The 15,747-nt window shown below is 69.6% G+C and carries 14 protein-coding genes and 1 riboswitch; of the genes, 9 read left to right on the top strand and 5 right to left on the bottom strand.

All coding sequences use genetic code 11. The features are described 5' to 3' along the window. Positions 1 to 12 precede the first annotated feature (12 nt). From SCNRRL3882_RS11995 to gcvT, 4 genes are all read right to left on the bottom strand, one after another. Positions 13 to 1,380, bottom strand: coding sequence for an L-serine ammonia-lyase (locus tag SCNRRL3882_RS11995; RefSeq protein ID WP_010041749.1), 1,368 nt, complete (start codon positions 1,378 to 1,380; stop codon positions 13 to 15). Between the two features lie 82 nt (positions 1,381 to 1,462). After that, a complete protein-coding gene (gene glyA, locus SCNRRL3882_RS11990) occupies positions 1,463 to 2,737 on the bottom strand; it encodes a serine hydroxymethyltransferase (RefSeq protein WP_010041751.1) in 1,275 nt (424 codons plus the stop codon). A 14-nt stretch (positions 2,738 to 2,751) separates the two neighbouring features. Continuing rightward, a complete protein-coding gene (gene gcvH / locus SCNRRL3882_RS11985) occupies positions 2,752 to 3,129 on the bottom strand; it encodes a glycine cleavage system protein GcvH (protein WP_010041753.1) in 378 nt (125 codons plus the stop codon). Between the two features lie 102 nt (positions 3,130 to 3,231). Beyond that, positions 3,232 to 4,350, bottom strand: coding sequence for a glycine cleavage system aminomethyltransferase GcvT (gcvT, locus tag SCNRRL3882_RS11980; protein WP_010041755.1), 1,119 nt, complete (start codon positions 4,348 to 4,350; stop codon positions 3,232 to 3,234). Positions 4,351 to 4,517: 167 nt separating this feature from the next. Then, positions 4,518 to 4,618: riboswitch (glycine riboswitch) on the bottom strand. 182 nt (positions 4,619 to 4,800) lie between these two features. On the opposite strand from gcvT, the gene SCNRRL3882_RS11975 reads away from it, so the two are divergent. The 9 genes from SCNRRL3882_RS11975 (at position 4,801) to SCNRRL3882_RS11935 (ending at position 14,519) form a co-directional block, all read left to right on the top strand. Beyond that, positions 4,801 to 5,463: an AAA family ATPase gene (locus SCNRRL3882_RS11975; protein ID WP_010041758.1), complete on the top strand. Its 663-nt coding sequence runs from the start codon at positions 4,801 to 4,803 to the stop codon at positions 5,461 to 5,463. A 67-nt stretch (positions 5,464 to 5,530) separates the two neighbouring features. Next, positions 5,531 to 6,319 carry an enhanced serine sensitivity protein SseB gene (locus tag SCNRRL3882_RS11970; RefSeq protein WP_010041760.1) on the top strand — a complete coding sequence of 263 codons (789 nt, stop codon included), beginning with the start codon at positions 5,531 to 5,533 and terminating at the stop codon, positions 6,317 to 6,319. 80 nt (positions 6,320 to 6,399) lie between these two features. Continuing rightward, complete coding sequence (locus SCNRRL3882_RS11965; RefSeq protein WP_010041761.1) at positions 6,400 to 7,200, top strand: enhanced serine sensitivity protein SseB C-terminal domain-containing protein; 801 nt, start codon at positions 6,400 to 6,402, stop codon at positions 7,198 to 7,200. Between the two features lie 341 nt (positions 7,201 to 7,541). Beyond that, positions 7,542 to 8,540, top strand: coding sequence for an ABC transporter permease (locus SCNRRL3882_RS11960; RefSeq protein ID WP_010041762.1), 999 nt, complete (start codon positions 7,542 to 7,544; stop codon positions 8,538 to 8,540). 8 nt (positions 8,541 to 8,548) lie between these two features. Next, positions 8,549 to 10,318 (top strand): ABC transporter substrate-binding protein, encoded by a 1,770-nt coding sequence (locus tag SCNRRL3882_RS11955; RefSeq protein ID WP_173937241.1) that lies wholly within the window; start codon positions 8,549 to 8,551, stop codon positions 10,316 to 10,318. Positions 10,319 to 10,410: 92 nt separating this feature from the next. Then, positions 10,411 to 11,421, top strand: coding sequence for an ABC transporter permease (locus SCNRRL3882_RS11950; RefSeq protein WP_029181302.1), 1,011 nt, complete (start codon positions 10,411 to 10,413; stop codon positions 11,419 to 11,421). Continuing rightward, positions 11,418 to 12,500, top strand: a complete 1,083-nt coding sequence (locus tag SCNRRL3882_RS11945) for an ABC transporter ATP-binding protein (protein WP_010041771.1) — start codon at positions 11,418 to 11,420, stop codon at positions 12,498 to 12,500. The genes SCNRRL3882_RS11950 and SCNRRL3882_RS11945 overlap by 4 nt, the downstream gene beginning before the upstream one ends. Before the next feature lie 14 nt (positions 12,501 to 12,514). Beyond that, on the top strand, positions 12,515 to 13,636 hold the full coding sequence (locus SCNRRL3882_RS11940; RefSeq protein ID WP_231911113.1) for an ABC transporter ATP-binding protein: 1,122 nt from the start codon (positions 12,515 to 12,517) through the stop codon (positions 13,634 to 13,636). A 208-nt stretch (positions 13,637 to 13,844) separates the two neighbouring features. Beyond that, entirely contained in the window at positions 13,845 to 14,519 is a 675-nt protein-coding gene (locus SCNRRL3882_RS11935; protein WP_010041776.1) for a trimeric intracellular cation channel family protein, read from the top strand. On the opposite strand, the gene SCNRRL3882_RS11930 is transcribed toward SCNRRL3882_RS11935, so the two are convergent. Beyond that, positions 14,410 to 15,645, bottom strand: coding sequence for an alpha/beta hydrolase (locus SCNRRL3882_RS11930; protein ID WP_010041778.1), 1,236 nt, complete (start codon positions 15,643 to 15,645; stop codon positions 14,410 to 14,412). The genes SCNRRL3882_RS11935 and SCNRRL3882_RS11930 overlap by 110 nt on opposite strands. Positions 15,646 to 15,747: the final 102 nt, after the last annotated feature.

The raw sequence follows: 15,747 nt of genomic DNA, 5'->3' as shown, positions 1-15,747 counted from the left end.
GAACCAGCGACTTCAGCACTCGATGATGTTCACCGCCAGCCCGCCCCGGGCCGTCTCCTTGTACTTCACCGACATGTCCGCGCCGGTGTCCTTCATCGTCTTGATGACCTTGTCCAGGGACACCTTGTGGGAGCCGTCGCCCCGCATCGCCATGCGCGCGGCCGTGACGGCCTTCACCGCGGCCATGCCGTTGCGCTCGATGCACGGGATCTGGACCAGGCCGCCGACCGGGTCGCAGGTGAGGCCGAGGTTGTGCTCCATGCCGATCTCGGCGGCGTTCTCGACCTGTTCCGGAGAACCGCCGAGGACCTCGGCCAGCGCGCCCGCCGCCATCGAGCAGGCCGAGCCGACCTCGCCCTGGCAGCCGACCTCGGCGCCGGAGATGGACGCGTTCTCCTTGAAGAGCATGCCGATCGCGCCCGCGGCGAGCAGGAAGCGGACCACGCCCTCCTCGTCGGCGCCCGGCACGAAGTTGACGTAGTAGTGCAGGACGGCCGGGATGATGCCGGCCGCGCCGTTCGTCGGCGCCGTGACGACCCTGCCCCCGGCCGCGTTCTCCTCGTTGACCGCCATCGCGTAGAGGGTGATCCACTCCATGGCGAGGGCCTTCGGGTCGCCCTCGGAGCGCAGTTTGCGGGCGGTGTTCGCGGCCCTGCGGCGTACCTTCAGACCGCCCGGCAGGATGCCCTCGCGGGACATGCCGCGTGCCACGCACGCCTCCATCACCCGCCAGATCTCCAGCAGACCGGCGCGGATCTCCTCCTCGGTGCGCCAGGCGCGCTCGTTCTCCAGCATCAGCGCCGAGATGGACAGGCCGGTCTCCTGGGCCATGCGCAGCAGCTCGTCGCCCGTGCGGAAGGGGTACTTCAGCACGGTGTCGTCGAGCTTGATGCGGTCGGCGCCGACCGCTTCCTCGTCGACGACGAAGCCGCCGCCGACCGAGTAGTACGTCTTCGTCAGCAGCTCCGCGCCCGAGGAGTCGTACGCCCACAGGGTCATGCCGTTCGCGTGGTACGGCAGGGCCTTGCGACGGTGCAGGACCATGTCGTCGTCGTAGGAGAACGCGATCTCGTGCTCGCCCAGCAGCCTCAGCCGGCCGGCGGCCTTGATCGTCTCCACCCGTTCGTCGGCCGTCTCCACGTCCACCGTGCGCGGCGAGTCGCCCTCCAGGCCGAGCAGCACCGCCTTGGGCGTGCCGTGGCCGTGGCCGGTGGCGCCGAGGGAGCCGTACAGCTCGGCGCGGACCTTCGCGGTCGGGGCGAGCAGTTCCTCGTTGCGCAGCCGCCGGGCGAACATCCGGGCCGCGCGCATCGGACCCACGGTGTGGGAGCTGGACGGGCCGATGCCGATCGAGAACAGGTCGAAGACCGAGATGGCCACGGGGACTCCTGACTACGGGGGTGGTGCGAGGGGGCAGGGCGCCCCGCCCACGCGGAACGGGGCACCCTGAAAGGTTTCTTCGTTATGAGTGCGAACCCGTGTGCGGACCCGGGTACAGCGGGTGCTTGTCGGCCAGGGCCTTCACCCGGGCCTTGAGCGCCTCGGCGTCGTAGGACGGCTTCAGCGCCTCGGCGATGACGTCCGCGACCTCCGCGAAGTCCTCGGCGTCGAAGCCCCGGGTCGCCAGGGCCGGCGTGCCGATCCGCAGACCCGACGTCACCATCGGCGGGCGCGGGTCGTTCGGGATCGCGTTCCGGTTGACCGTGATGCCCACCTCGTGGAGGCGGTCCTCGGCCTGCCGACCGTCCAGCTCCGAGTGGCGCAGGTCGACCAGGACCAGGTGCACGTCCGTGCCGCCGGACAGGACGTCCACACCCACGGCCCGGACGTCGTCCTTCACCAGACGCTCGGCCAGGATGCGGGCACCCTCCAGCGTACGGCGCTGGCGCTCCTTGAAGTCCTCCGAGGCCGCGACCTTGAAGGCGACCGCCTTGGCCGCGATCACGTGCTCCAGCGGACCGCCCTGCTGACCGGGGAAGACAGCGGAGTTGATCTTCTTGGTGAGCTCGGCCGTGGAGAGGATCACACCGCCGCGCGGGCCGCCCAGCGTCTTGTGGGTGGTCGTGGTCACCACGTGCGCGTGCGGCACCGGGTTCGGGTGCAGCCCCGCCGCGACGAGCCCGGCGAAGTGCGCCATGTCGACCATCAGGTACGCGCCGACCTCGTCCGCGATCCGGCGGAACGCGGCGAAGTCCAGCTGCCGCGGGTAGGCCGACCAGCCCGCGACGATCAGCTTGGGCCTGGACTCCTTCGCCAGCCGCTCGACCTCGGCCATGTCGACCCGGCCGGCCTCGCCCACGTGGTAGGCGACGACGTCGTAGAGCTTGCCGGAGAAGTTGATCTTCATGCCGTGGGTCAGGTGCCCGCCGTGCGCGAGGTCCAGACCCATGATGGTGTCGCCCGGCTTGAGCAGCGCGAACATCGCGGCGGCGTTGGCCTGGGCGCCCGAGTGCGGCTGGACGTTGGCGTGCTCGGCGCCGAACAGCTCCTTGACGCGGTCGATCGCGATCTGCTCGACCACGTCGACGTGCTCGCAGCCGCCGTAGTAGCGGCGGCCCGGGTAACCCTCGGCGTACTTGTTGGTGAGGACCGAGCCCTGCGCCTCCATGACCGCGACCGGAGCGAAGTTCTCCGAGGCGATCATCTCCAGCGTGGACTGCTGCCGGTGCAGCTCGGCGTCGACCGCGGCGGCCACGGCCGGGTCGAGCTCGTGCAGGGGTGTGTTCAGGACGGACATACGGCTACGACTCCTCAGCCGGCGGAGAACGCGGTGTACTCGTCGGCGGAGAGCAGGTCGCCCGGCTCGTCCGTGACCCGCACCTTGAACAGCCAGCCGCCCTCGAAGGGGGCCGAGTTCACCAGCGACGGGTCGTTCACCACGTCCTCGTTGACCTCGGTGACCTCACCGGACACGGGGGAGTAGAGGTCGGACACCGACTTGGTCGACTCCAGCTCGCCGCAGGTCTCGCCGGCGGACACGGAGTCGCCGACCTCGGGAAGCTGGACGAACACGACATCGCCGAGCGCGTTGGCCGCGTGCTCCGTGATGCCGACCGTCGAGACGCCGTCCTCGGCGGCCGACAGCCACTCGTGCTCCTTGCTGTAACGCAGCTGCTGGGGGTTGCTCATGGCCTGGATTCTCCTGTACGCGCGGGAGTGCTGTGGAAGGGGGGACTGCTGGTGAGCTGGGACGACGGGCACGAGGCGGTGCCGCGGCCCTCCGGCCAGTGTCTACTTCTGACGCTTGTAGAACGGCAGCGCCACGACCTCGTACGGCTCGTGACTGCCCCGGATGTCCACACCGACACCGGCCGTGCCCGGCGTGGAGTACATGGCGTCGACGTAGGCCATCGCGATCGGCTTGCCCAGCGTGGGGGAGGGGGCCCCGGAGGTGACCTCGCCGATCACCTTGCCCTCGGCGACGACGGCGTACCCGGCGCGGGGGACCCGGCGGCCTTCGGCGATCAGGCCGACCAGGACGCGCGGCGGCTCGTGGTTCGCGTGCTCCGCGGCCTCACGCAGGGCCGCGCGGCCCACGAAGTCGCCTTCCTTCTCGAACTTCACCACCCGTCCGAGGCCCGCGTCGAAGGGGGTGAGGGAGGTCGACAGCTCGTGCCCGTACAGCGGCATGCCGGCCTCCAGCCGCAGCGTGTCCCGGCAGGACAGCCCGCAGGGGACCAGCCCGACGCCCTCGCCCGCCTTGGTCAGCGCCTGCCACAGCTCGACCGCGTGCTCCGGCTTCACGAACAGCTCGAAGCCGTCCTCGCCGGTGTACCCGGTCCGGGCGATCAGCGCCGGGACGCCCGCGACCGTACCGGGCAGCCCGGCGTAGTACTTCAGGCCGTCGAGGTCGGCGTCCGTGAGGGACTTCAGGATGCCGGGGGACTCCGGCCCCTGTACGGCGATCAGCGCGTAGGCGTCCCGGTCGTCGCGCACCTCGGCGTCGAAGCCGGCGGCGCGCTCGCTGAGCGCGTCCAGGACGACCTGGGCGTTGGAGGCGTTGGCGACGACCATGTACTCGGTCTCGCCCAGGCGATAGACGATCAGGTCGTCGAGGATGCCGCCGTCGGCCCGGCAGATCATGGTGTAGCGGGCGCGGCCCGGCTTCACGCCGCCGATGTTGCCCACCAGGGCGAAGTCGAGGAGGGCGGCGGCCTGCGGGCCGGTGACGGTGATCTCCCCCATGTGGGAGAGGTCGAAGAGCCCGGCCTTCGTGCGCACGGCGTTGTGCTCGTCGCGCTCGGAGCCGTAGCGCAGGGGCATGTCCCAGCCGGCGAAGTCGGTCATCGTCGCGCCGAGCGAACGATGCAGGGCATCGAGCGCGGTGTGGCGCAGTGGCGTACTGCTCATCGGGCGGTCGTCTCCAAGGGCATGACGGGCGAGGTCGTTCCTCCCCATCTGTCATCGGAACCTGAGAGGTTCGCCATGACCACAGGGGACACGGCTTGCACCTTGGGTGGAGCCACGCCACTTCCCGAAGCTGCGAGAGAAGGGTGCGGCCCGCTTTTCAGATGTGCCTCGCCCGCGCGGTAACGGGGCCTGAGAGATTCAAGGGAGGGACTTGCTCCTTCGGCGCCCCAGCGTCGGACGGTGCTGGGGACTCTCCCGCGCGGATTCAAACGGCCGGTATGCAGTTGGCGCGCACATCATTGCACGCATCGTCGCCGGGTGGCAGGGGGACCACCCTGTAGCAGGCCTGTTGCGGGAAGAGGACTAAAACCAGAGACATCGGGCATTACCTTCTCTTTACACTCGGCGGGGATGGGACTCCGTACCTGGCCCCAGGGGAGGACGATCACGGTGAACAGGACCACCGCCTACGCCACGACGTCGGGCATCGCGCTGCCCGAGCAGCCGGCCGCTCCGGCAGCCGCGGCCTGCGGCCCGCTGCCGGTCGTCCGCGATCTGCGCGAGCGCGCCGGCCGCGGCCCGCACGCGCTGCTCTTCGGCCCCCGCGACCTCGTCGTGGTCACGGGTCTGCCCGGCAGCGGCAAGTCCACGCTGATGCGGCGCACCGTGCCGGGCCGGCGCATCGACTCCCAGGACACCCGCGACCGCTGGGACAGCCGCATGCCGAGCTTCCTGCCGTACGGGTTCTACCGCCCGCTCGTCCGCCTCGCCCACTACGCCGGGCTGCGCCGCGCCCTGCGCACCGGCGAGGGCGTCGTCGTGCACGACTGCGGCACGCAGGCCTGGGTCCGCCGCTGGCTGGCCCGCGAAGCCCGCCGCCGGGGCGGCACCCTGCATCTGCTCATGCTCGACGTCACCCCCGAGGAGGCCCTGGCCGGCCAGCGCGACCGCGGCCGCGGTGTCTCGCGGTACGCGTTCCTGCGCCACCGCGCGGCGACCAACCGCCTGCTGCGCTCCGTGGAGCGGGGCGAACTGCCCGCGGGCTGCGGCTCGGCGATCCTCGTCGACCGGGACGCGGCGGGCACCCTGCGCCGGATCGGGTTCACGGGCTGACCGCCGCGGGCCGGTGAGCCGTTAGCCTTTTGAGCCTCAGCAGTGGTTCCAGGCAGGCGGTAGGCAGATGGACTTCCCGGCGGACTTCTCCGCGGACTTCCCGGCGCACACGCAGACCCACCCGCACGGCGGATGGCCCGGCAACGAACTGGAGGAGGTGCTCTCGGCCTCCCTCGGCGCCGGGCCGGCGGCCGGCGGGCGGATCGTCGAGGTGCTCGGCCGTAGTTTCGTCTGGGTCCCCCTGCCGAACGGCGGCGGCCCGCAGAGCGGCCCCCTGGATCTGCCCGGCATCGAGATCGAGGGCCAGGCGTATGTACCGGTGTTCAGCTCCGAGGAGCAGTTCCGCCAGGTCGTCGGCTCCCACATGTCGTACACGATCGCGCCCGCCGTGGAGTTCGCCCGCGGCCTGCCGCCGCACGCCGGAATAGCCGTCAACCCGGGCGGTGTGGTCGGCATACCGCTCCCGCCGCCCGCCGTGGCCGAGCTCTGCCGGGCCGGCCGGACCCCCTTGGACGGCCCCGCGAGCGGCGGCCGGGTCCGCCTCTTCGAGCCCGACTGGCAGGACGACCCGGTGGACTTCCTCGCCGCCGCCTCCGCCGAGTTCGAGGCGATCGGCGTCGTCCTCACCGCCCGCCGCTGCCTCGCCGCGATCGAGACCGCCGACCCGGTGATGTTCGTGGGCGTCGAACTCTCCCAGTGGGAAGGCGACCTGCGGGCCCTCCCCCTGGAAGCCCTCACCCGGGCCGTCACGACGTCCCCGGCTCCTTGGCCGGTCAACCTGGTGCTCCTGGACGTGACGGAGGACCCGGTGGGCAACTGGATGAGGGACCGGGTCCGGCCCTTCTACCAGCGGTAGCAAACCGGCACCAGGCCCCGAGCTCCCGGGCGGGCTTAAGCTAGGTCACGGTCGAGGCGTTGTACGAAGGGGCGGTAAAGGTGAGCGCGAGCGGCACGGCCGCGGCCGGACAGGTCGAGCACATGCTGCGCCAGGTCACGCCCGGGCGTTACGACGCCTACGAGGCACTCCTGCGCGCGCTCGCGACCCCGCACTCCGGCCAGATCTGGATGCTCCTCTGGCACGGCCAGGCGGGCTCCCCCGACGCCCAGTACGGGAACATGGAGGTCGACGGCTGCGGCTACGCCCCCTGTGTGACCTCCGCCCAGGAGCTCTCGGCCAGCGGCTGGAACCGCAGTTACGAGGTGATCGACGGAGTCGACGTCGCCCGGGCCCTCTACCCCGACCACTACGGCCTCTGGCTCAACCCGCACGCCCCCGGTGGCGGCGTCGGCATCCCCTGGCTCGACCTGCGCCGGATCGCCACGGGCCTGGACCGCCAGCCGGCCGGCCCGCTGCGGCTGTCCGAACCGGCCATCGAGATCCCGCAGTTCTACGCCCTGCTCGCGCAGAACGCCCACCGCACCCCGGCCGTCCGCTCGCTGCGCCGGGCCTGGGTGCAGCCCGCGCTGGGGGCGCCGTACCTCGCCATCGGACTGGATGTGTACGACACCTCGCCGCCGGCCGTGGATTCCGTGCGCGCGATGATGCAGCAGTCCCTCGGTGCCGTACCGGACGGGCTGCCCGTCTCGACCGTCGCCATGTCCGACGAGCACGACCCGGTCGCCATGTGGCTGCGCGCGAGCGCCCGCCCCTTCTACGACCGTGAGGCCCACGCCACCGCCCCAGTCCAGGCCCCGGCCTCGGGCTACGGCTACCCCCCGGTCCAGGGCCGGTACTGACCCACCTCCAGGCCGCCCCCACGGTCCCTGCTTCCCACCCTCAAACGCGACAGGCTCTCAGCTCTTCGCGCGTAGATAGGGGTGAAAAGCGCAGGTATGTCCTAAAATGCCCCTGTCTCAGCGCGTCCGACCCCCGCTACCCACTGTCCGGATAACGGAACCCCGCAGACAGCATCACGTTTACGCATCCTTTCACCGTCAAGTCTGGCAACAGATCGCCAAAGCGTTGAAGACTCCCCGCAAGACACGGGCCGGGTCGGTCTCGTGTACGAGACAAGCAAACCGCTACAGCGGCAGCCAGGGGCTCGGCGATCGCCGGCCCGAGAGGGGTCAATCGCACCGTGACCGCACCGATCGAGACCACCGGGGCGGAAGCCGGAGCACAGCCCGAGGCCGTGCTCTCCGGGGTCAAGAAGAGCCAGATCGAAGGGCGCTCGCTCACCCAGATCGCCTGGATGCGCTTCAAGCGGGACAAGGTGGCGATGGCGGGAGGCGTCGTCGTCATGCTGCTCGTGCTGATGGCGGTGCTCTCCAAGCCGATCCAGTGGATCTTCAACCTCGATCCCAACAAGTTCAACCAGGACCTCATCGACCCCGCGCTGCTCGCCCCCAAGGGCGGCTGGGGAGGCATGAGTTGGGACCACCCGCTCGGCGTGGACCCCCAGTACGGCCGGGACATGCTCGCCCGCATCATCGACGGCTCCTGGGTCTCCCTCCTGGTCGCGGGCGGCGCCACGCTGCTGTCCGTGTGCATCGGCACCGTGCTCGGTGTCGTCGCCGGGTACTACGGCGGCTGGGTGGACAGTGTCATCAGCAGGCTGATGGACACCTTCCTCGCCTTCCCGCTGCTCCTGTTCGCCATCTCGATCTCGGCCTCCGTGCAGGACGGGTTCTTCGGTCTCGACGGCCTGTCCCTGCGCATCTGCGTGCTGATCTTCGTGATCGGCTTCTTCAGCTGGCCGTACATCGGCCGCATCGTGCGCGCCCAGACGATGACCCTGCGCAAGCGGGAGTTCATCGAGGCCGCCACGAGCCTCGGGGCGCGCGGCCCGTACGTCCTGTTCCGGGAACTGCTCCCGAACCTCGTCGCGCCGATCCTCGTCTACTCGACGCTGATCATCCCGACGAACATCCTGTTCGAGGCCGCGCTGAGCTTCCTCGGTGTCGGTATCGCTCCGCCGCAGGCCTCCTGGGGCGGCATGCTCAGCAACGCTGTGGATCTCTACACGGCTGATCCGCAGTACATGTTCGTGCCCGGACTGGCGATCTTCATCACCGTCCTGGCCTTCAACCTGCTGGGTGACGGGCTGCGTGACGCCCTCGACCCTCGCAGCAAGTGATCCATCGAATGAGGGGGCTTCCTCAGGTGAAGACGAGAAGGGTGACCGCCGGCGTTGCGTCGGTCCTGGCACTGTCGCTGGGCGCTGCCGCATGTGGCGGCGGAGGCGACGACAACGACGGGAACGGAGGCAACGGCAAGAAGGACGCCGCGCTGACCTCGATCGTCAACCCGTCGAGCAAGAAGGGCGGGACGGTCACGTACGAGCACTCGGACGTGCCCGACTCCCTCGACCCCGGCAACACGTACTACGGCTGGGTGCAGAACTTCTCCCGCCTCTACGGCAGAACGCTCACCACGTTCAAACCGGCGGCGGGCAAGGAAGGTCTGGAGGTCGTCCCGGACCTCGCCGAGTCCCTCGGCAAGTCCAGCCCGGACGCCAAGACCTGGACGTACAAGCTGCGCGCCGGCGTGAAGTTCCAGGACGGCACCCCGGTGACGTCCAAGGACGTGAAGTACGCCATCGAGCGCTCCAACTTCGCGCCCGAGGCACTGTCCAACGGCCCGACGTACTTCAAGTCGTACCTTGAGGGCGGCGACAAGTACCAGGGTCCCTACAAGGACAAGTCCGCCGAGGGCATCAAGTCGATCGAGACGCCGGACGACCGGACGATCGTCTTCAAGCTGAAGCAGCCGTTCGCCGACTTCGACTACCTGGCGACGTTCTCGCAGACGGCGCCGGTGCCGAAGGCGAAGGACAACGGCGCGAAGTACGTGCAGAACATCGTGTCCTCCGGCCCGTACCAGTTCCAGTCCTACGAAGAGGGCCGCGGCGCCACCCTGGTGCGCAACCCGCAGTGGGACGCGAAGACGGACCCGATCCGCAAGGCGCTGCCGGACAAGGTCACGATCAAGTTCAAGGTCAACCAGGTCACGATCGACAACGACCTGCTCTCCAACAAGATCACGGCTGACGCGGCGGGCACCGGTGTGGCGCCGCAGACCCAGCCGAAGGTGCTGGCCGGCAAGAACGCGGGCCAGACGGACAGCTCGTACGCCGGCGCCACGCAGTACATCGCGCTGAACCTGAAGGTCGCCCCGTTCGACAACATCCACTGCCGCAAGGCCGTGCAGTGGGGCCTCGACAAGCAGTCGGTGCTGGACGCGATGGGCGGTACGCCGAAGGGTGACGTGGCGACCACGCTGCTGCCGCCGTCGGTCAACGGCTACACCAAGTTCGACACCTACGCGACCGAGGGTCACAAGGGCAACGCGGCCAAGGCCAAGGAAGAGCTGAAGGCGTGCGGCAAGCCGAACGGCTTCAACACGATCCTGACCGCCCGCTCCGACCGCCCCGCCGAGGTGGCGCAGGCCACGGCCGTCCAGGCGTCGCTGAAGAAGATCGGCATCAACGTCGAGATCAAGCAGTTCCCGGCCGGTAAGTACTTCTCCAACTTCGCCGGTGTCCCCAGCTACGTCCACGAGAACAAGCTCGGCATGCTCTCGATGGCGTGGGGTGCCGACTGGCCGACCGGCTACGGCTTCCTCGACCAGATCGTCAACGGCGCGGCCATCAAGCCCTCGGGCGGCAACAACCTGATGGAGCTGGACGACCCGAAGATCAACAAGGCCCTGACGGACGCGATCGCCAACACCGACGACGCGGCCCGGACCAAGGCCTGGGGCGAGATCGACAAGATGGTGCTCGACAACGCCTCGGTCGTGCCGGTCGTCTACCGCAAGAACCTGCTGCTCCGGCCGCAGTCCGCGACCAACGTCACGGTCACGCAGGCCTACCTCGGCATGTACGACTACCTGCTGATGAGCTCCTCGAAGTAACACCAGCAGGCCGGATCCTTTCGAAAGGCAGGTGAAGGCAACGGGTGGCCGCGGCGGATGATCCCGCCGCGGCCACCCGGGGCCGTACAGCTGTGGCTGCGTACATCCTCCGACGCGTCATGGGCGCGGTGCTGTTGCTGCTGGTGGTCAGCGCAGTCACCTTCGCCATCTTCTTCCTGGTGCCCCGCCTCGGGGGCCAGACGGCCGACCAGTTGGCCACCCAGTACGTCGGCAAGGACGCGAACCCCGAGTCCGTCGCCGCGATCAAGAAGAACCTGGGACTGGATCAGCCCGTCTACGAGCAGTTCTGGAACTTCCTGAAGGGCCTCGTGGCGGGTGCCGACTACCGGTTCGGCCCCGAGGCGACGCACTGCGGCGCACCCTGCTTCGGGTACTCCTTCAAGAGCCACATCGAGGTGTGGCCGCAGTTGGAGCAGCGGATCCCGGTCTCCTTCTCGCTGGCCGTCGGTGCGGCGGCGATCTGGCTGATCAGCGGTGTGACGACGGGCGTGATCTCGGCGCTGCGCAAGGGCAAGCCGATCGACCGCATCTCCATGTTCATCGCGCTCGCCGGCGTCTCGCTCCCGATCTTCTTCACCGGCCAGGTGCTGAACGCGCTCTTCGTCTACGAGATCCCCATCTGGGACAGCATCGACTACGTCCCCTTCACCCAGAACCCGGCCGAATGGGCCTGGCACCTGCTGCTGCCCTGGGTCAGCCTCGCCTTCCTGTTCTCCGCGCTGTACGCCCGGCTCACCCGGGCGGGCATGCTGGAGACGATGAGCGAGGACTACATCAGAACGGCCAGGGCCAAGGGCCTGAAGGAGACCACGGTCGTCACCAAGCACGGCCTGCGCTCCGCGCTCACGCCGATCGTCACCATCTTCGGCATGGACTTCGGCACCCTCGTCGGCACCGCGGTGCTCACCGAGACCGTGTTCTCCCTCCAGGGCATCGGCGCATACTCGGTACAGGCCATCAAGGACAACGACCTGCCCATCGTGATGGGCGTGACCCTGGTCGCCGCGTTCTTCATCGTCTTCTGCAATCTCGTCGTCGACCTGGTGTACGCCGCCATCGACCCCCGGGTGAGGTACTCGTGAGCAAGCTCGACAAAGCCGCGCTCGGCGAACCGGACACCGCCGCCCCGTCCGTCCCGGACGACGTGTTCCTGTCCGTCCGCGACCTGCGCATCCACTTCGACACGGACGACGGTCTGGTCAAGTCGGTGGACGGCGTCAGTTTCGACGTGCGCAAGGGCAAGACCCTGGGCATCGTGGGCGAGTCCGGCTCCGGCAAGTCCGTCACCTCGCTCGGCGTGATGGGCCTGCACCGCTCGGCGCGCGCTCACGTCTCCGGCGAGGTGTGGCTGGACGGCCAGGAGCTGATCGGGGCCGACCCCGACGACGTACGGCGGCTGCGCGGCCGGAAGATGGCCATGATCTTCCAGGACCCGCTGTCCGCGATGCACCCCTACTACTCGGTCGGGCACCAGATCGTCGAGGCGTACCGGGTCCACAACGACGTCAGCAAGAAGGTGGCCCGGCAGCGGGCGATCGAGATGCTGGACCGCGTCGGCATCCCCGAGCCCGCCAAGCGCGTGGACGGCTACCCGCACGAGTTCTCCGGCGGTATGCGCCAGCGCGCCATGATCGCCATGGCGCTGGTGAACAACCCCGAGCTGCTCATCGCCGACGAGCCGACCACCGCCCTGGACGTCACCGTGCAGGCGCAGATCCTCGACCTGATCCACGATCTGCAGAAGGAGTTCGGCTCCGCGGTCATCATGATCACGCACGATCTGGGTGTGGTCGCGGAGATGGCCGACGACCTGCTGGTCATGTACGGCGGCCGGTGTGTGGAGCGCGGTCCCGCCGAGGACGTGTTCTCCGAGCCCCGGCACCCCTACACCTGGGGCCTGCTCGGCTCGATGCCGCGCCTGGACCGCGAGGAGACCGACCGGCTCATCCCGATCAAGGGCGCGCCGCCCTCCCTCATCAACCTCCCGTCCGGCTGCGCCTTCAACCCGCGCTGCCCGTACGCGGACGTCCCGAAGGACAACGTCACCCGCACGGTCCGCCCCGAGCTGACCGAGGTCGGCGGCTCGCACTGGGCCGCCTGCCACATGACGCAGGAGCAGCGGGAGCGTATCTGGACCGAAGAGATTGCGCCGAAGCTGTGAGCGACGACAAAACGGTGAGCGAACCGGACACGAGCGGCAGCACCCTCACCCAGGACAGCGCCCCCGACGGCGAGGTCCTGCTGAAGGTGACCGGCCTGCAGAAGCACTTCCCGATCCGCAAGGGCCTGCTGCAGCGGCAGACCGGCGCGGTGCGCGCCGTCGACGGCATCGACTTCGAGGTCCGCAAGGGCGAGACGCTCGGTGTCGTCGGTGAGTCGGGCTGCGGCAAGTCCACCATGGGCCGGCTGATCACGCGGCTGCTCGAACCGACCGGCGGCTCGGTCGAGTTCGAGGGCAAGGACATCACGCACCTGAGGACCGGCGAGCTGCGCCCGATGCGCCGCGACGTGCAGATGATCTTCCAGGACCCGTACTCCTCGCTGAACCCCCGGCACACGATCGGCACGATCGTCGGCGCCCCCTTCCGGCTCCAGGGCGTCGAACCCGAGGGCGGGGTGAAGAAGGAGGTCCAGCGGCTGCTGTCGGTGGTCGGCCTCAACCCCGAGCACTACAACCGCTATCCGCACGAGTTCTCCGGCGGTCAGCGCCAGCGCATCGGCATCGCCCGCGCGCTCGCCCTCAACCCGAAGCTGGTCGTGGCGGACGAGCCGGTCTCCGCGCTGGACGTGTCGATCCAGGCGCAGGTGGTGAACCTGCTGGACGACCTCCAGGAGGAGCTGGGCCTGACCTACGTGATCATCGCGCACGACCTGTCGGTCGTCCGGCACGTCTCGGACCGGATCGCGGTGATGTACCTCGGCAAGATCGTGGAGCTGGCAGACCGCGACAAGCTGTACAAGTCGCCGATGCACCCGTACTCCAAGGCCCTGCTGTCGGCCGTGCCGATCCCGGACCCGAAGCGCCGGGGCGTCAAGAGCGAGCGCATCCTGCTCAAGGGCGACGTGCCCTCGCCGATCGCCCCGCCGAGCGGGTGCCGCTTCCACACCCGGTGCTGGAAGGCCACGGAGATCTGCAGGACGACCGAGCCGCCGCTGGTGGAGCTGCGGGCCGGACAGCGCGTCGCCTGCCACCACCCGGAGAACTTCGAGGACCAGCAGCCGCAGGACACCAAGCTGCTCTCGTCGGCGAAGGAGGTCGCCGCGGAGAACGGCGGCGCCGCCACCGTGGAGAAGTGACCCCGCCCGAGCCTCCGCCCCAGGGGGTGTCCGCAAAGTCCCGCCTGCCCCGCGACGTCCGGCACGCTCCCCCGAGCTCTTCGAGTAGGGGGTAACCCCAGAGCACGCACCGGACGTCGCGGGGCCCGCCCTCCGGGCGGACGACGGGACTTTGCGGACCCCCCTGGCACATCAGGGCGGGGACTCACCCGTGAGTAAAAATGTTCGGGTGCTCCAGCAACTCTTCAGTCCGTCCGTCCAGCACACGCTCGACCTGATCGGCATCTTCGTCTTCGCGATCTCCGGCGCCCTGCTGGCCGTGCGGAAGAACTTCGACGTGTTCGGCATCGCCGTGCTCGCCGAGGTCACCGCGCTGGGCGGCGGGCTCTTCCGTGACCTGGTCATCGGGGCCGTACCGCCCGCCGCCTTCACGGACCTGGGGTACTTCCTCACCCCGCTGCTCGCCACGCTCCTCGTCTTCTTCCTGCACCCGCAGGTGGAGCGCATCCAGGTCGCCGTGAACGTCTTCGACGCGGCCGGCCTCGGCCTGTTCTGCGTCGCCGGCACGATCAAGGCGTACGAGTACGGGCTCGGCCTGACCGCTTCCGCCGGCCTGGGGCTGACGACCGCGGTGGGCGGCGGTGTGCTGCGCGACGTCCTCGCCAACGAGGTCCCCTCCCTGCTGCGCTGGGACCGTGACCTGTACGCGGTCCCGGCGATCGTCGGCGCCGCCCTGGTCGCGCTGTGCATCCGCTACGACGCCCTGAACCCGCTCACCAGCGCCCTCGCGGTGATCACCGCCTTCGTACTGCGCCTGCTCGCGATGCGGTTCCACTGGCGAGCTCCGCGGGCCTGGCACCGCCGGTCGACGGTGAGCGAGGAGGAGCAGCCGGTCCTGCCGTGACGTGGCCGTGGCCCGTCACCTCCGTCAGCCAGCGGAACGCCGGGATCACCTGCGGCCGCCACAGCGCCATGGTGTGACCGCCCGCGCTCCTCGGGATGTACACCACGTGCACGGTCGTCGGGGCCTTCGCGGTCTGTTCCAGGGCGACGGCCGCCTCGTAGCCGTCGTGCGGCTGGCCGGAGAGGTACAGCGAGACGCGCGGCGGGACGGGCGCCTTGCGCAGCAGCAGGTAGGGGTTGTTCTCGGCCCGCAGCGCGGGGGTCTGCGCGGCGAGCGAGTCACGTTCGCCGATCGGGTCGTTGTAGCCGGACAGGCTGACGGCGGCCCGGTAGCGGTCCGGGTGGGCGACGGCGAGCTTGGCCGCGCAGTGCGCCCCGGCCGAGTAGCCGGCCACGGCCCAGCCCTGCGGGGCGGATTCGGCGCGGAAGTTGTCCATGACCATCATCGGCACGTCGACGCTCAGCCAGGTGTCTGCGTTGACCGTGCCCGGGATGTTGGCGCAGCCGGTGTCCACCCCGGCCAGCAGATTGGTGCGCGGCGCGACCAGGATGAACGGGGCGACCTGCCCGTCCCGCATCAGCGGCTCCAACTGCTCGTGCGCGTGCAGCGAGCCGAACCAGGCCTTCGCCGAGCCGGGGTAGCCGGGCAGCAGCTCCACCACCGGGAATCTGTGGTGCCGGTAGGCCGGTTCGTCGTACTGGGGCGGGAGCCAGACGTAGACCTCGGCGTTCACGCCCGACACCCGGCCCTTGAGCTGGGTGACCTGCACCCCGCCGGCCGCGCGCATGCCGGGCCCGGTGGCCGGCCGGAAGGTCTGGCGCACCTTGGGCAGCCGTTTCAGTGCGATGCCTCCGGTGCCGTCGGCGCCGAGGTCGGCCGCCTGCTGCACGTGGTTGCCGGTGCCGAGCAGGTCGGCCCAGTTGTCGTACAGGTTGTTGGCGTTGTTGACCAGCGTGAAGACCAGCGCCACGGCGGTCCCCTGGGCGAACAGCAGCATCAGCGTGCGCGTCGCCGTCCGCAGGGCGCGGGGACCGCGGACGCGCGACCACAGGGCGAGCGGCAGCGCGAGCGCGACGACCGACAGCGCGATCAGCGTGTAGAGGAACGGAGTCCCGGTGAGGCTCATGTCTCTTCAGAGGGACGGACGGCGTTCCGGGTTGACGGACGAGTGCGGACACTTACCGAGAAATTGCCCGGGCCTCACCCAAGCCGGAACCAACCAAAGCTA

This window comes from Streptomyces chartreusis NRRL 3882 (assembly GCF_900236475.1).
GTDB classification, from domain to species: Bacteria; Actinomycetota; Actinomycetes; order Streptomycetales; family Streptomycetaceae; genus Streptomyces; species Streptomyces chartreusis_D.
The sequence above is the reverse complement of the archived record's forward strand: the minus strand, read 5'-3'. Positions and strand labels throughout refer to the sequence as shown.